General features: G+C 41.5%; 21 protein-coding genes, 1 CRISPR repeat array and 1 other annotated feature. Of the genes, 6 read left to right on the forward strand and 15 right to left on the reverse strand.

The annotated features are described in order from the left end of the window. Nucleotides 1–13: 13 nt before the first annotated feature. From DWZ33_RS03645 to DWZ33_RS03670, 6 genes are all read right to left on the reverse strand, one after another. Nucleotides 14–472: a hypothetical protein gene (locus tag DWZ33_RS03645; RefSeq protein ID WP_118453827.1), complete on the reverse strand. Its 459-nt coding sequence runs from the start codon at nucleotides 470–472 to the stop codon at nucleotides 14–16. 3 nt (nucleotides 473–475) lie between these two features. Beyond that, nucleotides 476–1,552 carry a cell division protein FtsZ gene (gene ftsZ, locus DWZ33_RS03650; protein WP_022936773.1) on the reverse strand — a complete coding sequence of 359 codons (1,077 nt, stop codon included), beginning with the start codon at nucleotides 1,550–1,552 and terminating at the stop codon, nucleotides 476–478. A gap of 20 nt (nucleotides 1,553–1,572) precedes the next feature. Then, a complete protein-coding gene (locus DWZ33_RS03655) occupies nucleotides 1,573–2,817 on the reverse strand; it encodes a cell division protein FtsA (protein ID WP_118453828.1) in 1,245 nt (414 codons plus the stop codon). 326 nt (nucleotides 2,818–3,143) lie between these two features. After that, a CRISPR array of direct repeats spans nucleotides 3,144–3,715; the repeat unit is 34 nt; unit sequence TATTTCAATCCACAAGAGCCATACGACTCTTGAC. A gap of 406 nt (nucleotides 3,716–4,121) precedes the next feature. Further along, nucleotides 4,122–4,997 (reverse strand): CPBP family intramembrane glutamic endopeptidase, encoded by an 876-nt coding sequence (locus DWZ33_RS03660; protein WP_118453829.1) that lies wholly within the window; start codon nucleotides 4,995–4,997, stop codon nucleotides 4,122–4,124. Nucleotides 4,998–5,103: 106 nt separating this feature from the next. Then, on the reverse strand, nucleotides 5,104–5,295 hold the full coding sequence (locus DWZ33_RS03665) for a hypothetical protein (protein WP_118453830.1): 192 nt from the start codon (nucleotides 5,293–5,295) through the stop codon (nucleotides 5,104–5,106). Between the two features lie 26 nt (nucleotides 5,296–5,321). Then, nucleotides 5,322–8,228 (reverse strand): glucosaminidase domain-containing protein, encoded by a 2,907-nt coding sequence (locus tag DWZ33_RS03670; RefSeq protein ID WP_118453831.1) that lies wholly within the window; start codon nucleotides 8,226–8,228, stop codon nucleotides 5,322–5,324. A 227-nt stretch (nucleotides 8,229–8,455) separates the two neighbouring features. Between DWZ33_RS03670 and rpmB the strand changes: the two genes are divergently transcribed. From rpmB to DWZ33_RS03685, 3 genes are all read left to right on the forward strand, one after another. Further along, nucleotides 8,456–8,644 carry a 50S ribosomal protein L28 gene (gene rpmB, locus DWZ33_RS03675; RefSeq protein WP_022936768.1) on the forward strand — a complete coding sequence of 63 codons (189 nt, stop codon included), beginning with the start codon at nucleotides 8,456–8,458 and terminating at the stop codon, nucleotides 8,642–8,644. A 40-nt stretch (nucleotides 8,645–8,684) separates the two neighbouring features. Further along, entirely contained in the window at nucleotides 8,685–9,332 is a 648-nt protein-coding gene (locus DWZ33_RS03680) for a YggS family pyridoxal phosphate-dependent enzyme (protein ID WP_118453832.1), read from the forward strand. Nucleotides 9,333–9,412: 80 nt separating this feature from the next. Further along, nucleotides 9,413–10,318: a DMT family transporter gene (locus DWZ33_RS03685; protein ID WP_118453833.1), complete on the forward strand. Its 906-nt coding sequence runs from the start codon at nucleotides 9,413–9,415 to the stop codon at nucleotides 10,316–10,318. On the opposite strand, the gene DWZ33_RS03690 is transcribed toward DWZ33_RS03685, so the two are convergent. Next, complete coding sequence (locus DWZ33_RS03690; protein ID WP_118453834.1) at nucleotides 10,275–10,772, reverse strand: GNAT family N-acetyltransferase; 498 nt, start codon at nucleotides 10,770–10,772, stop codon at nucleotides 10,275–10,277. The two genes, DWZ33_RS03685 and DWZ33_RS03690, sit on opposite strands and share 44 nt — an antisense overlap. 206 nt (nucleotides 10,773–10,978) lie before the next feature. On the opposite strand from DWZ33_RS03690, the gene DWZ33_RS03695 reads away from it, so the two are divergent. After that, nucleotides 10,979–11,719, forward strand: a complete 741-nt coding sequence (locus tag DWZ33_RS03695) for a putative periplasmic lipoprotein (RefSeq protein WP_118453835.1) — start codon at nucleotides 10,979–10,981, stop codon at nucleotides 11,717–11,719. Nucleotides 11,720–11,812: 93 nt separating this feature from the next. Here the strand turns inward: DWZ33_RS03695 and DWZ33_RS03700 are convergent, their stop codons facing one another. Genes DWZ33_RS03700 through rlmN form a run of 6 tightly spaced genes read right to left on the reverse strand, consistent with a single transcriptional unit; the run spans nucleotide 11,813 to nucleotide 17,395 of the window. Next, entirely contained in the window at nucleotides 11,813–12,406 is a 594-nt protein-coding gene (locus DWZ33_RS03700) for a thiamine diphosphokinase (RefSeq protein ID WP_022936763.1), read from the reverse strand. Continuing rightward, a complete protein-coding gene (gene rpe, locus DWZ33_RS03705; RefSeq protein WP_118453836.1) occupies nucleotides 12,394–13,059 on the reverse strand; it encodes a ribulose-phosphate 3-epimerase in 666 nt (221 codons plus the stop codon). Before rpe ends, DWZ33_RS03700 begins: the two co-directional genes overlap by 13 nt. Before the next feature lie 3 nt (nucleotides 13,060–13,062). Beyond that, complete coding sequence (gene rsgA, locus DWZ33_RS03710) at nucleotides 13,063–13,926, reverse strand: ribosome small subunit-dependent GTPase A (protein WP_022936761.1); 864 nt, start codon at nucleotides 13,924–13,926, stop codon at nucleotides 13,063–13,065. A 1-nt stretch (nucleotide 13,927) separates the two neighbouring features. After that, the gene (pknB, locus tag DWZ33_RS03715; protein WP_118453837.1) at nucleotides 13,928–15,610 is read right to left on the reverse strand and encodes a Stk1 family PASTA domain-containing Ser/Thr kinase; all 1,683 of its coding nucleotides are present in this window, start codon (nucleotides 15,608–15,610) and stop codon (nucleotides 13,928–13,930) included. Then, nucleotides 15,603–16,346 (reverse strand): Stp1/IreP family PP2C-type Ser/Thr phosphatase, encoded by a 744-nt coding sequence (locus tag DWZ33_RS03720; RefSeq protein WP_118453838.1) that lies wholly within the window; start codon nucleotides 16,344–16,346, stop codon nucleotides 15,603–15,605. The genes pknB and DWZ33_RS03720 overlap by 8 nt, the downstream gene beginning before the upstream one ends. Next, nucleotides 16,346–17,395, reverse strand: coding sequence for a dual-specificity RNA methyltransferase RlmN (rlmN, locus tag DWZ33_RS03725; RefSeq protein WP_022936758.1), 1,050 nt, complete (start codon nucleotides 17,393–17,395; stop codon nucleotides 16,346–16,348). Before rlmN ends, DWZ33_RS03720 begins: the two co-directional genes overlap by 1 nt. Nucleotides 17,396–17,542: 147 nt before the next feature. Here rlmN and DWZ33_RS03730 point away from each other — a divergent pair, with 147 nt between their 5' ends. Together DWZ33_RS03730 and DWZ33_RS03735 are read left to right on the forward strand one after the other, a co-directional pair. After that, complete coding sequence (locus DWZ33_RS03730) at nucleotides 17,543–18,157, forward strand: CpXC domain-containing protein (protein ID WP_118453839.1); 615 nt, start codon at nucleotides 17,543–17,545, stop codon at nucleotides 18,155–18,157. A gap of 52 nt (nucleotides 18,158–18,209) precedes the next feature. After that, complete coding sequence (locus tag DWZ33_RS03735) at nucleotides 18,210–18,671, forward strand: hypothetical protein (RefSeq protein WP_118453840.1); 462 nt, start codon at nucleotides 18,210–18,212, stop codon at nucleotides 18,669–18,671. A gap of 141 nt (nucleotides 18,672–18,812) precedes the next feature. Here DWZ33_RS03735 and ileS read toward each other — a convergent pair whose 3' ends face one another. Both ileS and DWZ33_RS03745 read right to left on the reverse strand, forming a co-directional pair. After that, nucleotides 18,813–21,566: an isoleucine--tRNA ligase gene (ileS, locus tag DWZ33_RS03740; protein ID WP_118453841.1), complete on the reverse strand. Its 2,754-nt coding sequence runs from the start codon at nucleotides 21,564–21,566 to the stop codon at nucleotides 18,813–18,815. A 38-nt stretch (nucleotides 21,567–21,604) separates the two neighbouring features. Continuing rightward, nucleotides 21,605–21,812, reverse strand: a binding site (T-box leader). Between the two features lie 2 nt (nucleotides 21,813–21,814). Continuing rightward, the gene (locus DWZ33_RS03745; RefSeq protein WP_118453842.1) at nucleotides 21,815–22,273 is read right to left on the reverse strand and encodes a DivIVA domain-containing protein; all 459 of its coding nucleotides are present in this window, start codon (nucleotides 22,271–22,273) and stop codon (nucleotides 21,815–21,817) included. Between the last annotated feature and the right edge of the window lie 3 nt (nucleotides 22,274–22,276).

Genomic DNA, 22,276 nt, shown 5'->3' on the forward strand with positions numbered 1-22,276 from the left:
ATCAACCGTTCTGTTATGAATATTTCTTAGGATTAACAGGCACTGACAGATACTTCTTTAAAAAAGCTTCCAAATCCTTTTCAGAAAAAATCTTAATCGCCCGCTTATCTTCATACATAAAATCAAGATAAATACGCTGAATCTTCAGATCATCACCCTCAGCAATCAGCTCCACTGCCGAACCCTCTCTAGGTTTCAGCTTAATGCCATTGATCCCTGCATAAAATTCATTGATTTCACCATTGATGCTGCCAAGATGAATCCGGGTCGGTGATACCATCAAATGCAGATCCACCTGTTCCATCAGCAGCAGAAAGCTTTGAAACACTTCCTTAACCGCTACCTGTTGAGTCACACTAATCAGCAGTACATCGGGTTCATTCCCCTGCAGATACTTCACCAGCCGCATCAGCATTGTTGTTGATTTAGGCGTTTCCAGAAAAAATGAAGAATCAATATACAGCAGTCTCATAGATTAATGCTTAAAGAAATTAGGAATACCGCCGTCATCCAAATCCTCAATACTGCGGGATGGCGCACTATTGCGTACCGGTTCCTTCTTAACAGCAGCTGAACGCAGTGTTGTAGCAGTTTTAGGATCATTAGCAGTTTCATCAAAGCCCGTGGCGATAACTGTAACAATAATTGCATCACCAAGATTTTTATTAATGGCAACACCAAAAATCGTATCAATTTCATTGCCGGCTGCTTCACGGATATAAGCCGCGGCATCATCCGCATCATAAAGCGTAATATTTTCGCCGCCGGTAACATTAATAATCGCATTCTTAGCACCGGTAATCTGAGCTTCCAGCAATGGTGACTGAATAGCCTTCTCAGCAGCCGCTCTAGCCTTGTCATCACCTTCCGCCATACCGATACCAATCAGCGCTGATCCTTGGTTTTCCATAACGGAACGAACATCAGCAAAGTCCAAGTTGATCATTGCCGGTACCGCAATCAAATCGGTAATTGTCTGCACACCTTGACGCAATACATTATCCGCAGCTTCAAAAGCTTCGCCGACCGGCTTGCGGCCGATTACTTCAAGTAAGTTATTGTTTGACACGATAATCAGTGAGTCTACATATTGACGCAGTTCACTCAAGCCGGAATTTGCTGATTCAGAACGCTTGCGTCCTTCAAAAGAGAAAGGCTTAGTAACGATTCCTACGGTTAACGCGCCTTCTTCCTTCGCAATTTTCGCAAACAGCGGTGCCGCGCCAGTACCTGTACCGCCGCCTAAACCGGCTGTGATAAACACCATATCGGCATCCTTCATCGCTTCCCGAATTTCAGATTCATTTTCCTGAGCCGCTTTGCGTCCTACTTCAGGATCGCCGCCGGCACCTAAACCTCTTGTCACTTCACGGCCTAAAACGATTTTATTTTCAACTGCTGATCGATTTAAAACCTGAAGATCGGTATTAGCCACATAAAACTCAACACCCTTGACACCTTCATTGACCATGCGGTTAACAGCATTGCCGCCAGCGCCGCCAATTCCAAATACTTTTATATTTGCTACCTGTTCAAACTGTAAATCACTCATAACCGTGTCCTCACTCTCTCCTATTTTTCATTCATTAATATATTTTTTAATTTTTTAGTAAAGCCATGTTCTTCACTGTCTTGATTCTGTGAACCCAAGATACCTTGTTCAACCTCTTGCTGACCTGTACAGATTCTTGTATCCTGCCGTATTTCATTTAATGTACGCCAAGCATAGAACATCCCTAAGCTTACCGTCATTGAACAGCTGCGGCCGCCAATCGTCTGCGGCACATAAACACTGGCCGGGGCATTTAATTTTGGAAACAGATGACGCAGGCCCTGAATATCCAGACCATCACCTGTAAGTATGTATTTCATTTCACCCATTGACAGAATCGGCGAGCAGGCGTCATTAACCCGTTCAATCCATGCCTGGGCATGCGGTGTAATCACCTTATTCAATTGATTTAAAGTAATCGTACACTGCTTATCATTTTCAGCCCAAATAAAAACCGGACGATTCCCATTAGGTTCATCCTGAAAGGTTGCATTTTCTTTAATCAGACGAACCGCATTTTCAGTTTTAATGTTATAATCTTCCTTCAACGCTGAAACCCATGAACCATAACCTTCATTCAAGGTTTCACAACTCAATAGTTTACCATGCGAAAATAAAGAAAGTGTCGTATTCTGACGAGATAAATTCAGTAATACAATATAATTCTCAATCGTCTGTTCAAAAATCGCTGCCTCTTCCGCAATTGCATAAGCGTCAAGACAGATATCGAGAATCTGCAGACCCGCTTTCTCTACACAGCGTGCATACGAATAAAGAATCCGTTTATTGGCATAGAACAGATCGATTTCCATTGAAAATGCATCACATACCTCATTCAGCGGCAGCTTTCTTGATGAAATTCCATTAATGACATACTTAATGCAGCCGACATTCACCAGCTCCAGATTTTCCTCTGGGCTGTACTGAATCGCTTCATTGATGCCATTTTGAACATCACTTAAACGCACCTTACCGCTTTTAACCATAACATTGACACGGCGGCTGTGACGCTTTACATCAACACATGGAATAGCCAGCAAAATTCGCTCAATCCGGTAGCCTAAAATATTTGATGCGTTGTCAACCGCCTTAATCAAAGCTGTTACAACGTTGCTTTCATTCACAATGATACTATCTTCAACACCATTAAAACGGACCTTCTCTACGCGCAGGATATTAAAACGAGTTTCATAAAACTCGCCGACAACAAGTCGAACTTCATGATCGGCAATTTCGACTGATGCATAAATTTGCTTATCCGACATATCTTAGGAAGCCCCCTAACTATTATTACTTTCATTCTATAATATAATAACATAATTCAAGTGACTTAAAAATAGGAAAAACATATTTCCCCAGCTTTTTTTGATAAAAGGTCAATCAAAAAGTACAAACATATACAAAGAAGTGCAAACCCTGCGCATAGACTGCTCAGCCAGCAGGGATACCGTTTCTATTTTAATGCTTATATTCAGGATAGTTCAACATATTTACAAAATTGGTATATTTTTCCTAAAAAATATAAAAACAAATTAAAAAGAGTCTTGTGACTCTTGACTGAATACGTGGTACTCATTACCATCATAATAACAGTTTCAATCCACAAGAGCCATACGACTCTTGACCTGCCCCTTTGTATCCATTTGTATCGCTGAGTTGCTATTTCAATCCACAAGAGTCATACGACTCTTGACTGGTTTAAATAAGATATTTCGTTATCCGTCTTATATTTCAATCCACATGAGCCATACGACTCTTGACGTCAGGTGCTACCGCTAAATTTAAACTTATTCAACATTTCAATCCACATGAGCCATACGACTCTTGACAACATAATCCTATGGTCGCCGCCTAAAACAATTATTTCAATCCACAAGAGCCATACGACTCTTGACCTATGATGAGGATAACTTTAATGGCTTGTTAGATATTTCAATCCACAAGAGCCATACGACTCTTGACCAGTGATCAATGATTATAAAACTGTTTCTGTTTTATTTCAATCCACAAGAGCCATACGACTCTTGACTTTGATTTAGCACCTTTTGCCAAACGTTTATACTATTTCAATCCACAAGAGCCATACGACTCTTGACAGCAATTAGCTGTACAACAAAGCGCCATTGGTGAATTTCAATCCACAAGAGCCATACGACTCTTGACAGCAAAATTATACATAAAAAGTAATAATATTACCAATAAACCAACAAATTTATCATTAAATCACATTCATACTCTTTATTTTTAGTTATAAACCCTCTTTACTTTCACTATTATTCGTTAATTATTAGTGCGAATCCCCCATGGATTTCATGTTTGCTTCACATTCGCACTCCATTCATTTAAGTTAACTCCCACATATATTTATATTATAACACATCCTAAAACTTTGAATGAATCAGAAACTGAATCTTCATAAAGATAGGGTGAATTCAGTAAATTATAACGCTTATGCATTCTACTAGCTGCACAGATATGAAGCCCATCAAAATAGAGAGCCATACAGCTCTGTAATGACGTAAACCCGTAATACAGGGATATACTTTTTATCTTCAAAAATATCAAAAGTTTAACCAAATACTAAAGAACTAATCATCAGAAGAAGCATCAGGATGATTTTGCCAGGACTCACCAAACTTGCCCAGCAATTTGGATCATTGGGAACCATCGGCAATTTAAAATATTTCTTATAGTCGCCTTTAATCAAGAAATATAAGAAGAAACAAGGAATGGCAAGAAATAATACGACAAATAATGCATCAGGGAAATAGCCCAATGCATTATGTAAGGCATGAATGCCAATCGTCGGCCATATCGATTGATAATAAAGAACAATATGACACATTAGAATACTGCCTATAAAAGCACTGAGCATGCCAAAAGGGCCGGGATGTCCAATGGCGAATAGGAATGATACAAGTAATATCGCAAAGCGGGTGCCATGCGGCTTCAGCAGATTCAGCATGATTCCCCTAAAAACGATTTCTTCAAAAATTGGTGCCAAAACCACCGCTGTAATTATTTCAGCCGGTAAATCATTTGTTGGTGATACGTTCTCAAAAATTTCGCCAACCTCTGGAATGTACATGATAACGACTACTGTGATACAAGAAATGATTAAGATTACTAATAACACCAGACCGGCATCCAAGCAGCATAGTGACAACAGTTCACGGCCTTTAATAGCCACCCGCTTAAAACAGCTTTTTGTATCAAAGCTGTAATTTCTGCCTAAGCGAATAAACATATAAAGCAAAGGAATCCCTAAATCAAGATATCTTAATATTGGCTCCAGCTGTTCCGTCATGGCAGCCGGCAGCGGCAACAAACTCGCTATGATTGTACGCAGGATAAGTAAAAGAAAAGATAACAGATAGCTATACACCAGACACTTAAACAAATCACTGACGGTTTCACGCAGATCATATTTATAATCATATTCCATAAAGCTTCCCCCTCACGGCTTTAATTCATTTTAACAAATTTATATGAGTGCTTCAATATTTCTAAAATAAAACCGGAAGGCTTTGGATTCAGCTTTCCGGTTTAAATTAATTATCATGCTTATCATACATTACATTTGCTAAGATCCATAATGAATTAATAAGTATCGTAACAAATATAACTGGGTGGAAAAAATAGGCGGCAAAGGGTGGCAGCTCACCATCACTGATAAATGCCCATCCAAGGAAAATCAGCATATAAAAGAAGATATTAAATTTAATATTGTCTTTGCTGAACATAAAATCCTCCCCCTGCCTTTAAACGGCTATTCTGCTAACACGCCATTTGCCGCAAACGTATAGTTTACACCGTCAATAACCTTGCTGCCGGTTACCATCGCACCCGTAATATCAACATAATACCAGCTGCCGTTATCATCAATCCACTTACCAAGCTGCATGATGCCGTTCGCTGGATTCAGATAGTACCAAACTGAGCCTGAAGCTACCCAGCCTGTCTTCATCACGCCCGTATCATAATCCAGCAGATACCAGCAATTGTTTTCCAGCAGCCAGCCCTTATAGTTCGAGCCGTCCGCGAGCTGATACACATATGAACCGTTATTAACCCATGTACCCTTTGGATATTCAATCGGTGTATTTTCACTTGGCACTTCCTCGCTTGGATTAACCGGCAGTGCTGGATCGATAGGATCGGCCGGTGAATTTGGATCATTCGGGATAGGCTCATTGACAACACCGTTATCACGAACATAGACCCCCTTATCGGTAAATGTATAAGAATGACCATCGATGACTACATCACCAACTGCCATATCACCCATTGGTGACAGATAATACTGAGCGCCGTCAATCGTCTGCCAGCCCGTCTGCATGATGCCATTCGCCGGATTCAGATAATACCATTTAGAACCGTCAGCCCGCCAGCCAGTCAGCATTTTGCCGCTCGTATAATCCAGATAATACCATGACTTTGAACTGTCCTGAATCCAGCCCTTAGCCATTAAACCATTCTCTTTGAAATAATACCAAGTATCGCCGACCTTTTTCCAGCCCTTAACCAAGGCACTATTTTCCACATAAACCCATTCAGTATCAAACTGCTGCCAGCCAGGCTGATTCAGATTCGCATTAATTGCTGTACCGCTTGTCAGCTTGCCGCTGAAACGGCTGACTGTACCGCTGAAGTTCTCATCAAAATTAATTGTTATCGAAGCGGCAGAAGTTGTAACCAAATCATTTTCATAGCTGAAGGACGCAGTCGCATCCGCATCGCTTAAATCAATACTCTTGCCCTTCGCGTTCTTTAATGGATTTGTAAATGAGTTATTCTTTAATTCAACAGCAATAAGCTGATTGATAATTTCAATACTTGTGACCGGCAGTGTTTCAAATGCAGAAACATCACTCACCTTACCGCCGTCAATAATTAAAGTAGTCAGACTCTTCAATTTCTTTAATGACGGTAATTCATCACCGCTGCTGATGAAATCACTCTTGATTGTCAGCTTATGCAGTGAAGTGCATTTACTGATAAAATCAAGCTCAGCGCTCTTTTTAACGGTAACACTTAAATCACTTAAGCGTCCAAGCTCACTTAATTCGCTCATATCCGCATCAGCCTGTACTTGATTCATCACTAAAGTAGTCAGCTTGTTTAACGCGCTGATGCCCTTAAAAGATGCAACAGCATCATCAATAGTCAGAGCCGTAATTGTCTGCGCTTCTTTCTCAGTGACTGGCTGATCCGCCAAACGTGTACTGCCCAGCGCTTTATTAACAGCCTTTAATAAATTACTGTCACTGAAACTAATCTCTTTATCTGAACCGGAAGGAATCGTTGAGCCGCTTCCCTCGTTAACAATTTCTAAATCACTCTTTAAGATATAGCCATAATTATTACTGAAATCATAAGGCTCATACCAAAGACTTTCATCATGCTTCATAACATTGCGGTTTTTATCTAAATGGAAATCAAGCAGTACCTTATAGAACTTGCCTTCTTCTCCTAGTACGACATAAGAAAGATTGCTGACACTGGCAACTGAACCGATCGAAGCTGATGTCGTTGATGCTTCCTTACGGATCGGCATACGTTCAGCCGTTGGATGAATAGCAATTGTTTCACTGCCGTAATCTTTTAAGCCGCTGTATTTATCCAATTTATAATAGTAACTGGCTGCCTTTTCTCCCCAATATGGATCAGAAGCATAGGTTACATTCAGCCCGCTGTTCTTATCACCGACATGGCCGCCGTTATACCGGCTGTCATAATAATCCAAAAAACCCCAGTTCAGATGCATACTGGCAAAGGTTTCAATGCATTTTTCAATAGAAGCATATTTTTTTGCGTCGGTTGGCGAAGCATCAAAAGCACCCAAACCAAACAAATTATTGCGGTCAACCGCATATTCGCTGCGGCCGCTTGCACTTTCATTTAAAGCAATCGCAAAAATTAATGCCGCATTAGTACCATAAACATCTTCCACATCAAGGAAAGCTTGTCCGGATTCAACCAGCATCGACTCCTTTGAGCCCATGCTCTTATAGCTTGAAGGAATCGATGTATAGCCCAAACTCTTGCGCACATAATCATTGATATCATCAGCGCTCAGATTCGTCTTGCTGTGAACCGGCAGATACTGATAATAATTATAATAAGGATCATCCGTATTAACCGCATGCTTAAAGGTATCATTGCGGTAATCTTCAATCATATCCTCATAATCGGTATAGAAATAATTACCGTCATAGCTGTAATAATTTGTACCACTTTTCAGATAAGAAGGCTTAGGCCCCATTACCTGTGTTGACATATATTTCTTAATTGTAGGATCACCGCTGATTTGATGATATATTTCACCGCTGCTGTTAACCCCGTAATAAGAAGGATATTTAGCCTCACTGATACTTAACGGTGTTAAACCGCTGTTTTTAGATACCCAGCCAGTCACACCGGCAATCTTTATCTTATAAGCAGAAGCGGTTTCTTCAATCAACGCCATATCGCCGCCATAGCTGCCTGACATATTAATGTAGCTTAAAACAGTACCCGTACAGCTGGCATCCTTATATATATTTAATGTTCCGCTGCCATGCAATTGTATCGCTACCTCATCAGGTGAAGAAGCGGCCTTGATCGGCAGCCCTTGACCTGCCGTATTGACACACAAAGCAAAAGCCAGCAATCCTGTTAGTATTTTTTTAATCATCGTGCATCCTCCATAACGGTTTTATTGTAACAAATATCGACCTTAATGTATAGAATTTACGATGGGTTTAAGGAAAAGGAGATCAATTTCTGCGATGTTTTAAGCATAATAAACCTTTTTTACTAAAAATCGGAATTTTTTTCTTCACTTTTACTTGCTTTTATAAAAATTAAATGATATAGTAATTAGGCAAGTCATGTACAAGTAAGCTGAAAGGGGGTTACGGTATGTCAAAAGTTTGTGCAATTACTGGTAAAGGTCCTTTATCTGGAAACAAGCGTTCTCACTCATTACGTGCTACACGTCGTAAATGGAATGTGAACTTACAAAAAGTCAATGTCATGGTAGATGGTAAACCTCAAAAGATCCGTATATCCGCTCGTGCATTGAGAACATTAAAAAAACAAGGAATATAAGACAGGGCAACCTGTTTTTTTTCTATTCACGGAGGTATTTATGATACAGGATGAAGTAATGAAAATCAAGTCTGAATTACCGGCTGATGTATGTCTGATGGCAGTCAGCAAGACCCGCAGCCGCGCTGAAGTAGAAGCAGCATGGCAGGCAGGGATTCATGTATTTGGTGAAAATAAGGTTCAGGAGCTGAAAGAAAAGGTGCATGAAAATGATCCTTTTGAATGGCATATGATCGGTCATCTGCAAACTAATAAAGTAAAGGATGCCGTGCGCCTGACTTCCCTGATCCATTCCGTTGATTCTTTGCATTTGTTAGCTGCTATCGATAAGGAAGCGGCAAAGCAGAATAAATGCATGCCGGTGCTGCTGCAGATTAATTTCGCCAATGAAGAAACTAAATCCGGCTTTACGGTGGAAGAAGCGCCGTTAGCCTTAGAATTAGCCCAGCGCTTTGCGAATATCAAGGTCAAAGGCATTATGACGATTGGCGCGCACAGTGAGGATGAGGCACTGATCCGCAAGAGCTTTCAGCAGGCCCATGATTTTTATACCGCCTATCAAAAGAAATATCAGCTGGATACTTTATCAATGGGCATGAGCAATGATTATCCGCTGGCTCTTGAATATGGGACAACGTTAATCCGTGTCGGTTCTAAGATTTTTGGTGAACGTCAATATAATCAATAAGACAGCTGCGGCTGTTTTTATTTTACGCTTACGTGACATCGTGGTAAACTAGGTACAAGGTACTATTAGGAGATGATGATATGCGGACAGCACAAATCAAATTATTAAGCGCCATGGCCTTGTGGGGCACCATGTCGCTGTTTGTAAAGAATATCAATCTGACATCGGCTGAAATAGCGTTATACCGAGCAATCATCGCGGTGGTGACACTGGTTTTGCTGCGTGTGCTTCTGCATCAGAAAATCGACTGGCAGGCATGCCGAAAAGACTGGCTGGGACTGTTGATATCCGGTTCTGCTTTAGGGCTTAACTGGACGATGCTGTTCAGCGCTTATCAATATGTATCCGTCTCTGTCGCAACGCTTTGCTACTACTTCGCGCCTACACTGATTATTTTGTTCAGTGCCCTCCTTTTTCATGAAGTGATGAACCGCCGGCAATGGCTTTGTTTCATTGTCTCCACTCTGGGGCTGATTCTGATTATCAATGTCAGTTATTTAGATCAGCAGCCGGCGTTGCTTAAGGGTATTTTCTTTGGCTTGAGCGCCGCTGTTTTCTATGCCATTATCATGCTGGCAAATAAAACGATTCATCATACCAGCGGTTTGGAACGCACCCTGATTCAGTTAAGTATATCCATCGTATTTCTGCTGCCCTACTGTTCATTTAACGGCATCAGCATTCAATCAATAACGCTTCCCAGCCTGCTGAATCTATTCATTCTCGGTGTTATCTATACCGCTTTTGCATATTTCCTGTTCTTTTCCGCAATCAAAGAATTACCGGGACAAAAAGCGGCGCTTTTGACCTATATCGACCCGCTGACGGCGATTCTCACTTCAGCGCTGATTCTTCATGAGACCATTGTGCCGATTCAGCTCTTCGGCGGTTTATTAATCATTTGCGCAGCGCTGATCAGTGAATTAACACCGAAAGGCAAAATCAAAGCTGACGAAGCATCGATACATAAACAGAATGCGCATTAGGACGCTCTTCTTTCATTTTCACAAATTTATTCTTGAGCCAAAAGGCCTCGCTTTGCGGATTGCCCCGATCAATCGCAAGCTGGCATTTTTCAAAGCCCATTGATTTTAAAAAGTTAAGACAGTCTTCAATTATCTTAGAACCAATATTTTTTCCCTGAGCCTTCTTATCAACCATAAAGAAGCCGATATAAGCCGTCTTTGCCTGCGGATAATCCAGAATCAAATCCATCACCGCGATCAGCTGCTGATCAAAAAAGCCAAGATAATATTTATCCTCAAGCTGTTTATTCGGCGGCAGAGCCTGCATATCCTCAGCGATACTGGCAGCAGTCACAAAGGGCGGATGATATTTATAAAAGAGTTCATTCTTATGGCACAGCTCATAAATCATACCTATATCATCAACCGTTAATTTTCTGACATCATAGATTGTCGAACAATTTGTAATTTCCATCTTTTTTCTCCTTGCAAACAGCATTATCGTTATGTTGAAATATTAAGATAAATCGTATTTAATGTCAAACCAGTTTTTAATTTAAGAAATAATTAGTAAAACTATTTATAACTTATCTTTCAATTTGCTAACTATTAAGCAAATGTTATAATTGCATCAAAGAGGCCGCATTTTATATTTATTAACCTGATAAAGGAGTGATTGTGATGAAAGCACACATGCTTATTTTAACTGCCTTCTTATTTTTAACCGGCTGTACCTCGAATAATCCCAATATTATTGAAAAGCCCTCTAATCAAATACCGGAAATAAATCAGAATACTGAAAACCCTATTGATGAAACGATTAGTGCAACTGATGAAGAAATTTTTAATTATGAAATATATGATAAAGTATACATATTTGATGATTATCTGCGAAATGAATATACTGATGTTCAAACCATTGTTTTTCTTGCGGAAGAGTTAGCATTTTTAAATGATATTTTACAAAGTGAAGTTAATGCAATTATTCAAGAAAATGATTTGAATATGTTAAAGGATGATTGGAGTGTATTTACAGCCCGCAAGGTTGAACTCTATGATACAGGTGATATTTTGACAATTATCATAAAAGACATAATATATGCAAATCACGTAGGTGGACCGTCAAAGAAAAATTATGCTTGCTATCATATCGATAAAGCAGAAAAACAGGTTTTAGACAATGAACAATTTCTTAAAAGAAAGGAATTGGATATCGATGAGCTGCAAAGTAAAATCAACAGTTTATTAGAAAATGAAGCTGGGTATCAAGAGAAAACTGATTTAGATGCATTATGGAAAATTTACGGAACCCAGCTTAATAATGAATCATGTATATTCATAAAAGATGGTACTTTAAATATGTATATTTCAGTATCTGGTTCTATTGGTGAAGGTATAATAAATAAATGTTTTGAATTATAACATTTATACTTACGGTTACTGACTGCTGACATCTAGGTTGACAGTCTTTTTAAACACAGGCAAAAAGAAAAGGACTAATCGCCTAGCCCTTCATTAATCATCACATTCTATCATCAGCAGCCGCCCCTGATGAACAATTATTTCTGCTTCATCGATAATTTCATTGCTGGTGGTAAACGTATCCCATGGATGAACGATACAATGATCTAAAGGATACGCAACACCCTTCAGTGTAATCACACATTCCTCAAGCGGCATGAAAGAGAGATAGTGATAGTCCCTTTGCTGATGATAGGTACCAGGATCAATCAGGCGGATTCGGTTACGCTCATTCATCAGAGTGATATTGCTTTGATTAACCAGTAATGAAAGATTAATCAATTCATGATCGATGCGGCCGCCTAAGCCGCCATAAAGAATGATCTCATCATAGCCAAGCGAACGCGCGTAGTTGATTGCCGCTTCACTGTCAGTCTCATTCTTGTGAGTATTCAGCTGTATCACCTTCGTATAGGCCTTAAGCTCAAGCAGCTCATCATCACTGATGGAATCAAAGTCACCGATTGCCGCAAGCAGCTCACAGCCCAAACGCATGGCGGTAACCGCACCGCGGTCAATACCGATCAGCGGCAGTTCAAATGCGGGAACTTGTTTGCACAACCCGGCCAAAAGCACTATTTGAGACATTTTAACGTATGCACATTGGCTTTGATATCGCCCTTAAACACATAACTGCCGGCTACCAAAACATCAACACCCGCGTCAACCGCCAATTTACCGGTCTGATCTTTAATACCGCCGTCAATTTCAATAACACAGGCTAACTGATCCGCATCGATTTGCTGACGCAGCACCCTTACCTTATCCAGCATCGCCGCCATGAATGCCTGACCGCCAAAGCCCGGCTCTACCGACATAATCAACACTAAATCAACTTCCGGAAGGATGTTTTTTAAATGTTCAGCCGGTGTTTTTGGCTTGATGGAAATACCTGCCTTAGCACCCAAGGCATGAATCTTTCTTGCCAGCTCAATACATTTTTCTTCATCGTTAAACACTTCATAATGAAAGGTGATCACATCCGCTCCGGCATCGATAAACACCGGCGCAAAGAAAGTCGGATCTTCAACCATTAAATGCACATCCATCACTAAGTCAGGACAGCGTTTCTTATAGCCTTTTAAAATATCCGGGCCAAATGTCAGATTTGGTACAAAATGTCCATCCATCACATCGAAATGAAGCCATTTTGCTTCACTGGCGCACAATTCATCACACTGTGATTCAAATTTTGAATAATCCAGCGATAAAATCGATGGCGCAATGATTAATTCACTCATAAATTACCTCCTGCGGCCTTGCTTGATCAGTGCCGCTACGTCTACATAGTTCTGATATCGGATTGCTGAAATACGCTGATTCTCCACGCCCTGCTTTACCTCACAGCCCGGCTCGTTTAAATGCACACAGTCACGATACCGGCAATGCATCGCTGCATCCTTAAAATCAGGCAGACGATGTGACAGCTCCAACAAATCCATTTTTGAAAAGTCCAAAGACGAGAAGCCCGGTGTGTCCGCTACCCAGCCGCTGCCGATAGCATAAAGCTCACAATGCCGTGTCGTATGCTTACCGCGGCCTAACGCCTTACTGATCTCCTGAGTATTTAATTCAAATTCCGGATTGATGCGGTTCAGCAGACTCGATTTGCCGGCACCGCTTTGACCGGTTAAGACCGATATTTTATCATTGAAGCATTCCACTAGTTCATTCTCATCAAAATCATGGCCGGTGACATATACTTCATAACCGCTGCGGCGATAATCTTCAATTGCTTCATGGATCGGATCATCAGCGCTTACCAGATCCATCTTGCTGACGCAGAGTACCGGTGTAATATTCGCCATGACAATCTGAAAAATCAGCCGGTCGATCAGCACCGTGGAAAAATCAGGATCTTTGCTGGACATGACGATTACCGCCTGATCAACATTGGCAATTGCCGGACGAATCAAGTAGTTTTTACGTTCCTCAATCTTTTGAATACCGAATTGATGGTCAAATTCATCCACCCATACATGATCACCGACCAGCGGCTTGCGGTCTTGTCTGAGCTTTCCCATCGCAACACAGAGCTGCTTCGTGCCATCTTCAAATAGCACGATATACTGATTGGATATATTTTTTAAAATTGTTCCTTTAATCATATTAGTAATAGTAAAGAGCGATTACACTGTCCTTGGTCTGTTTATAATAGGTACCTTGGGCAGGATCAGTCTTTGTTACCTTTCCGGGAACGATATTCATCAATTCCTCATCACTTAATCCATCGGTTGACTGCTGGTTAGGAATCGGTGTGGCCCCTTTTTCAATCAGCTGCCGCATCGCATCCTCAATGGATAAGCCTACCACGTTAATCATTGTAAATTCAGGCTCTACAGCATATTCCAAACGGATGACATTGTTGCGGCTTGACGGATCGATACGGTCGCCCGCTTTAAGCAGATCCTGGGATATAATCGTGCCTGTTTCAACATCCGATGGATTCTTCTGAACCTGAACCGGTGTTACCTTAATTCCCTTCTCACGCAGCAGCTGTTCAACCTCTTCAAATTGTCTGCCGGTATAATCTTCAACCGTAAACAGCGCGCCCTTGGAAATCGTCAGCGTAACGGTAGAACCCTTTGCCGCCTCGGTATTTACGCTTGGATTGGTGCGGATGACATTATTTTCAGGAATCGTATCTGAATTCTCATACTGCTGACTGATGACAACATCAAAACCAGCGGCCACAAGCTCATTCTGCGCCTGTTCTACATTCATATTCGTCACATCAATAATGTTTACCATTTCCGGGCCAAACATACTGCCAAACATTCCTGAAAAGTATATAATCGCTGCCGTCGCGACAATAGTAATAGCAATTAGCAGCACGCCGACGACACTCATAAATCGATTGGCAGCCGGTGCTTCCTTTTCACTTTCAGCAGGTGCCTCACTGACATGCGACAGCACCATTGTTTTAGCGCCTTCATTCACAACTTCATCAAAGGTGGTTTTAGGCACATCCGCATATTCCGGAAGCAGACAGCAGCACAGATCCTCATACATTTCCTGAGCGGTTTTGTAACGCTGCGCGCGATTCTTAACGGTTGCCTTGATAATGATATTCTCTACCGCCTGCGGCAGTGATGGATTAAATTCACGAATGCTTGGAATTTCTTCACTTAAATGCTTCATCGCGATCTGTACCGGATTATCGCCATGGAACGGTACATCACCGCTCAGCAATTCATAGAAGACGATACCCAAGGCATAGATGTCGATCTGATTGGTAGCAGGTTCACCGCGTGTCGTTTCCGGTGCCAGATAGTGAGCCGAACCAAGCACTGAATCGCTTTGTGTCAGCTGAACGGCATCATGAGCCAGCGCGATACCAAAATCAGTGATTTTAACGGTGCCGTCATCCTTGATCATTATATTTTGAGGCTTGATATCGCGGTGTATAATATGATGCTCATGCGCATGCTGAACCGCCGATACAACCTGCTTCATGATATTGACCGCTTCTTCCTTATGCAAAGCGCCGCGCAGCTGAATCAGCTGTTTCAGCGTCCGGCCCCGCACATGCTCCATCACGATATAGTGACGGCCCTCATATTCTCCGACATCATATACCTGAACCACATTGGGATGATTCAGCTTGCTGGCAGCATTCGCTTCACGCTGAAAACGCAGCAAGGTTACCGGGTCATTGCTTAGCTCACCGCGCAGCATTTTAATCGCTACCTCACGGTTTAAAATCGTATCGACAGCTAAATAGACATCAGCCATGCCGCCCTCTCCCAATGATTTAATGATTTGATAACGCTCGGCAATCATCTTATCCATTCAGGTCACCTTCTCTTTGATCAATCAGAATGACCGTAATATTATCCAAACCGCCCTCTGCCAAAGCACTGTCAATCAGCTTACGGGTGCGAACCTTGATTCCCTCATTCATCAGCAGAATCTCACGGATTACCCCTTCCTTGACATAGCCATGCAAACCATCGCTGCAAATCAGCAGCTGACTGTAATCATTGTTGATGCGGGCAATATCCACCCGGACATTATCCCATATTCCCAGGGCATTTGTCAGCACATGTCGCTGCGGATGATTATGCGCTGTTTCCCGGCTCACTTCACCGCTGCGCAGTAAGTCACTTAAAAGATTATGATCCTCGGTCAGACAAATCAGATCATCATACATCGCATAAGCTCTTGAATCACCGATATTAAACACATATGAATTTAAACTGGTAATTAATAGGCCAACCATCGTCGTACCCATGCCATGCTGAGAACGATTGCTTGTCGATTGCGTAAAAATCGCGTCATTCACTTCATTGATTGTTTCATGCAGCCAGCGCTGTACATCCTCATCATTATTCAAGCTCGGATTCTTTAAAAAACTGGCCCGCATACTTTCAACAGCCAAGGAGCTTGCCACATCGCCGGCCTTACCGCCGCCGATGCCATCACAGACAATGGCCATAAAGTCGTTATTGATATTAAAGGTAGCACAAAAGCTATCCTGATTGACACTGCGTACAAGACCAATATCACTCATTCCATAAAAATGCATTACTCACCCTCCATCCTCTGCTGCTCATGCTTCGCCCGAAGCTGACCGCAGGCCGCGTCAATATCGCCGCCATGCTCCTTGCGGATCGTCGCACGGACACCTTGCTTCATCAGCTTATCATAAAAACGCATCGCGCTTGCACGGTCAACACTGCGATAACCATGTTCATCTACCTCGTTATAAGGAATCAAATTCACATACGCATTCAAGCCATGAATCAGCTTAGCCAACTGAGCCGCATGACTATCCTGATCATTGATTCCTCTCAGTAAGATATATTCAAACGTTAAACGCCGATTATTCAATTCACAATATTCTCGAATCGCCGCCATCAGCTCTTTCAGCGGATAAGCCTTATTAATCGGCATCAGCTTATCGCGCAGCTCATCATTAGGCGCATGCAGCGATATAGCCAGATTATACTGTACCTGCATCTTCGCAAACTCTCTGATTTTCGGCACAATACCGCATGTAGAAATCGTCAGATGCCGAGCGCCGATAGCCAGCCCGCGGTCATGATTGACAATTTCACAGAAAGCCATGACATTCTCAAAATTATCAAACGGCTCACCGGTACCCATTACTACAATATTTGACACCCGATCATTCACAGCATCAAGATCCTTCTGCACCGCCAGCACTTGGGCAACGATTTCACCGCTGCTTAGATTCCGTTTCTTCTTCAATAAACCAGAAGCACAGAAATCACAGCCCATGTTGCAGCCAACCTGTGATGTTACACAGACACTCTTGCCGAATTCATACACCATCATGACCGTTTCAATCAACGAACCGTCACTTAATTCAAACAAATATTTTGTTGTGCCGTCTTTTGAAACTTGTTTTTCCTTGACGACGCATGCTTCAAGCGTAAACATTTCTTTCAGTTTTTCTCTTGTATCTAAACTCAGATCGCTCATTTCATCAATGCTGTTGACACGTTTCCGGTACAGCCATTCAAAAATCTGCTGACCGCGGAACTTTTTCCATCCCTGATCAACACAAAAATCACGAAGCTGATTAAAGGTTAAATCATATAAGCTTTTCATTTTATCACCTTTAGATATTTTACCATAAATTCCAATCATCAACGTAATAAAATGCCAAAACAATCTTAAGCTTTGACTTTAATCAGCCGGCATAGATAACTCCAGCTCATTATGTTATAATCATTACGAACAAGGAGATTAATAATAATGAGTAAATTTCATAAAGAAACATTAAAATGCCCAACCTGTCAGGAAGCCATAGAAGCTGTTTTTTGGGACAGCATTACCATAGATGAGAATGCCGAGATGCAGTTTAAAGAAGATGTAAAGACCGGTAAGTTATTTAAAGCTGTATGTCCGCATTGCAAGATGATGTATCATTTAAACTATCCGCTGCTTTATACCGATAAAACTAATCATTTCATGATTTACTATATTCCTAACGAAAGTAAGAATGCCCAGCTGACATTCCCGGATACAAGTGATACGGCTTATACATACCGCATAGCCGGTACTTATTTTGAATTTATCGAAAAGATTTTGATTTTTGAAAATCATTTGAATGATATTGTTATTGAATTAATTAAAGCGGTCATGCTTCAGAAAGAGAAAAATCTTCAAAAAAGTCAAGGCGTCTACTTTGCCGCCCTTTCCGATAAGAAGCTGTCTTTTCAGATTCTCGGCCATGAGCATGCCTTTATCAGTTATCCAAGAGACGCTTATGAAGAATTAGCAAAGGGATTAAAATTCAAAGCGGTCGATGATTTCCAGCTGATTAATCTGAAAACCTTTAATAACTTCTTAATCAGCAATAACCAATAGCATAAATCAACTAAGCGAGGATAAACACGCAATTTAAGGGGAGGCTGAATTAATGCTGACAAAACCAATGCATGGCTGGAGTGATTTTCAATTAGCCGGAACTTCTGTGTATGGATTGAGTTATCTTGATGATATTGCAATCGAATGGGTGACGCAGGCAATCCACGGTCTTGAAACAATGCTGCCATTCTGTGTTAAGGGATTTTTAGAACCAAACCGCTTTTTATGTACAGTAAGCTACTGGAACTGTCATATTATATGTGAAGATGATGAACGCTATCCGTTAAATAAAAAAGATGTCATCAATGAGCTTTCTCATACGAATATGCTGCAATTTTGCCAAGCGCTTTATGATGATATAAGTCAGAATTTAGATGAATGGGCAGCCTTTGTAGATTACGATAATGAAGACATGGTTAAAAAGAAAGAGATGCTTGCTGAAAAACTAATGATTTTAAAAAGGCTGATATCAGAAAGAGAGGAATGGTTTGGCGATAATCGCTGTTTCCTCTAATCAGCCCCTACTTAATCTCATATGAAAATTCAAAATTATTCTAACAATATTTTATTTGCTAAGAACTGTCAATCAGTTCTTTTTTCTTAACAAGAAAATCCTCCTGACAGGCACCAGCCTATCAAGAGGATTCTTTTATTTCTATTCAGGTTTGAATTCAGGATATTCCCTCTTTACAACCTCAGCACAGCGGTCGCACAGACCATGCTCATTGGTATCATTATGAACAGTCCAGCAGCGAGGACATACGATGCCGTCCATCTTTTCAACGGCAACTGAACATACCTCATAGGCTTTCAGGGCTGTATTTGTCAATACCGCTTCTGAGACAATCAGCCATTGCGCAAACTTGCCGCCCAGCATTTCATCAACGATTTTCGCATCTTCTTCACTCAGATTCACAAGAACCTTAGCTTCCAATGATTTACCGATAATCTTCTCAGCACGGGCTTCTTCCAATGCCTTAAAGATATCCGAGCGAATCAGCAGCAGACGTTCCATCTTCGCTTTAATCGCTTCCGCATTTTCGATTTCCATAGTCTTAGGGAAAGTCTGCAGATGGATGCTTTCACTGCCCGGCTTAAAGAAATCATTAATCTCTTCAGCTGTATGAACGAGAATCGGCGCCCACAGACGCAGCAGCGCATCACAGCACATAGCTAAAACACTTTGTACCTGACGGCGGCGCGGATCATTCTTCGCTTCAATATACAGGATATCTTTTGTGAAATCCAGATAATAAGCACTCAGCTCATTCGTCATGTAATTTGTTAAAGTGCTGGTTACATTCGCAAAATCAAATTCATCATAGCTCTTGATAACCTCTTCAATTACTTCATTCAGCTTGATAATCATGTATTTATCAATATCTGTAAGATCCTTGACAGCTACCAGTTCATGCTCCGTGAAATCTTCAGGATTGATATTGGCTAACAAGAAACGGAAAGTATTTCTAACCTTACGATAGTTTTCCGCACATTGCTTCAAAATATCATCAGATACACGAACATCTGCCTGATAATCGATAGAAGCGCCCCATAAGCGGAGAATATCAGCACCATACTGTTTCATTACCTTTTCCGGTGATACTGAATTACCGCCTGATTTAGACATTTTCTCACCCTTGCCGTCAAGAATAAAGCCATGGCTTAATACTTGGCGATAAGGTGCAACACCGTACATCGCAACAGCAATAATTAAAGATGAATTAAACCAGCCGCGGTATTGGTCACTGCCTTCTAAATATAGATCTGACGGGAATTTCATGCCGCGTTCAACTAATACACCAGTATGTGATGAACCGGAGTCAAACCAAACATCCATCGTATCCAGTTCTTTACGGAATTGGTTATTCGGTGAACCAGGATGCGTAAAGCCTGCCGGCAGCAGATCCTTCGCTTCACGCTCAAACCATACATTACTGCCGAATTCACGGAACAGGCCAGCTACATGCTTAAACACCTTTTCATCCATAATCGGCGTATTATCTTCAGCATAGAAAATAGGAATTGGCACACCCCATGCACGCTGACGGGAAATACACCAGTCACCGCGGTCACGAATCATGTTGTAAAGGCGTGTCTCACCCCATGCCGGTGTCCATTTTACTTCTTTGATTTGTTCCAGCAGCTTTTCACGAATCTTATCAATGGAAGCAAACCACTGATCCGTTGCACGGAAAATAATTGGCTTCTTGGTACGCCAGTCATGCGGATAGGAGTGAGTGATCCATTCCATCTTCATCAATGCGCCTAATTCATCCAATTTCATCACAACTGTCTTATTGGCGTCATCCACAAACTGCCCCTTTAAGAAATCACCGGCCTCAGCCGTCAGACAGCCATGCTCATCTACCGGACACAGGGCAGGCAAGCCATATTTACAGCCAACGATGAAGTCATCCATACCATGTCCCGGAGCCGTATGTACACAGCCTGTACCAGCTTCCGCCGTAACATAATCACCCAGAATAATCACACTGGTGCGGTCATAGAACGGATGCTTGGTCGTAATCATTTCAAGCTCTTTGCCCTTAAATGTTTTCAGGATTTCTTTTTCCTGTAAACCAAATTTTTCCCATAAGCTGTCAACCAATTCTTTTAAGACAACCAAATTACCCTTTTCACTCTTCACTAAAGCGTATTCCAGACGTTCATTTAAGCAGATTGCCAGATTCGCCGGGATAGTCCACGGGGTTGTTGTCCAAATAACAAAACTATCAGTTTCTGGATTCAGCAAGCCTTTGCCGTCTTCAACATTAAACTTCACGAAAATAGTCGGTGAATTGATATCATGATACTCAATTTCAGCCTCAGCTAACGCACTTTCACTGGATGGTGACCAATAAACAGGCTTTAACCCCTTATAAATTAAACCATCCATCGCCATTTTGCCAAAAATCTCAATCTGGCGGCTTTCAAATTCCTTCTGTAATGTAATATAAGGATGATCATAATCAGCGACTGTACCCAGTGCCTTTTGATCCTTCATCTGATTCGCTACCTGCTCCATCGCATAATCATAGCAGTGCTTTCTGAATTCAGCTAATTCCATTTTCTTACGGTCATAACCAAGCTTCTGCATCGCATTTTCAATCGGCAAGCCGTGAGTATCCCAGCCCGGCACAAAATCAACGCGGTAGCCTTCCATAAACTTAGAACGATTGATAATATCCTTTAATGTCTTATTCAGCGCATGACCGATATGCATAGCGCCATTGGCATACGGAGGCCCGTCATGCAATACAAAATCCTCTGCCCCCGCTCTTTTTTCCAGCATCTTCTCATAGAGATGCATTGATTCCCAACGCTCTTGAAATTTTGGTTCTTTGCTTGGCAGTTTCCCTCTCATTTCAAATTCAGTCTTGGGCATCAGTAATGTGTCTTTAAAATCCATTTCTCTTTTCCTCCCTGAAACATAAAAAAACGTCCTCATCTAAGGACGCTGACAACGTGGTACCACCTTAGTTCACAGCTTGCACTGTGCACTCTTTCCCCTATAACGCAAGGCTTTACGGATTTCCCTACTCAATTCAGAAAATCAGCTCCTAAGTGATCTCCATATGAACTTCACTCTGATTTCCACCAGCCATCAGATCTCTATGCATTCATTCATAAGGCACGTCTTATTCACAGCTTTTACTTTTAATCTTTTAATAAACTCAAATCCGGCAGCGGCGGAACTTCAAACGATTCCAATGCATTCGTCAGTTCTTCAAGCTGTTCCATCATCCGGCTTTTTACCTCACCGGTTTCTTCACCAAGCTTGCTGACTTCAAGCAGAATCTGCCTAGCCGAAGCCAATGCCTCCTGAATGATCACATCCGCATTATCCTGGGCCGTCGCTACGATCACATTTGCCTCACGCAAAGCAATCCGTGCGATATCTTCAGCCGCCTGTTCCTTCATCCGCAGTTCACCTGACAATGTCGTATATTTTTCTTTCATATCCTGACATTGCTTTTCTAATGTTTCACAGCGATCCGTATACAGCTCCAGCTTTTTTTTCAGTTCGTCAAGGTCATCACTCATGCGCCCGATGCAATCATCGACCTGATAGCGGTTATAACCGTTACGCATTGTTTCAAATTGTATCTTTGACATTGT

Source organism: Dielma fastidiosa (assembly GCF_003475485.1).
GTDB lineage: Bacteria > Bacillota_I > Bacilli_A > Erysipelotrichales > Erysipelotrichaceae > Dielma > Dielma fastidiosa.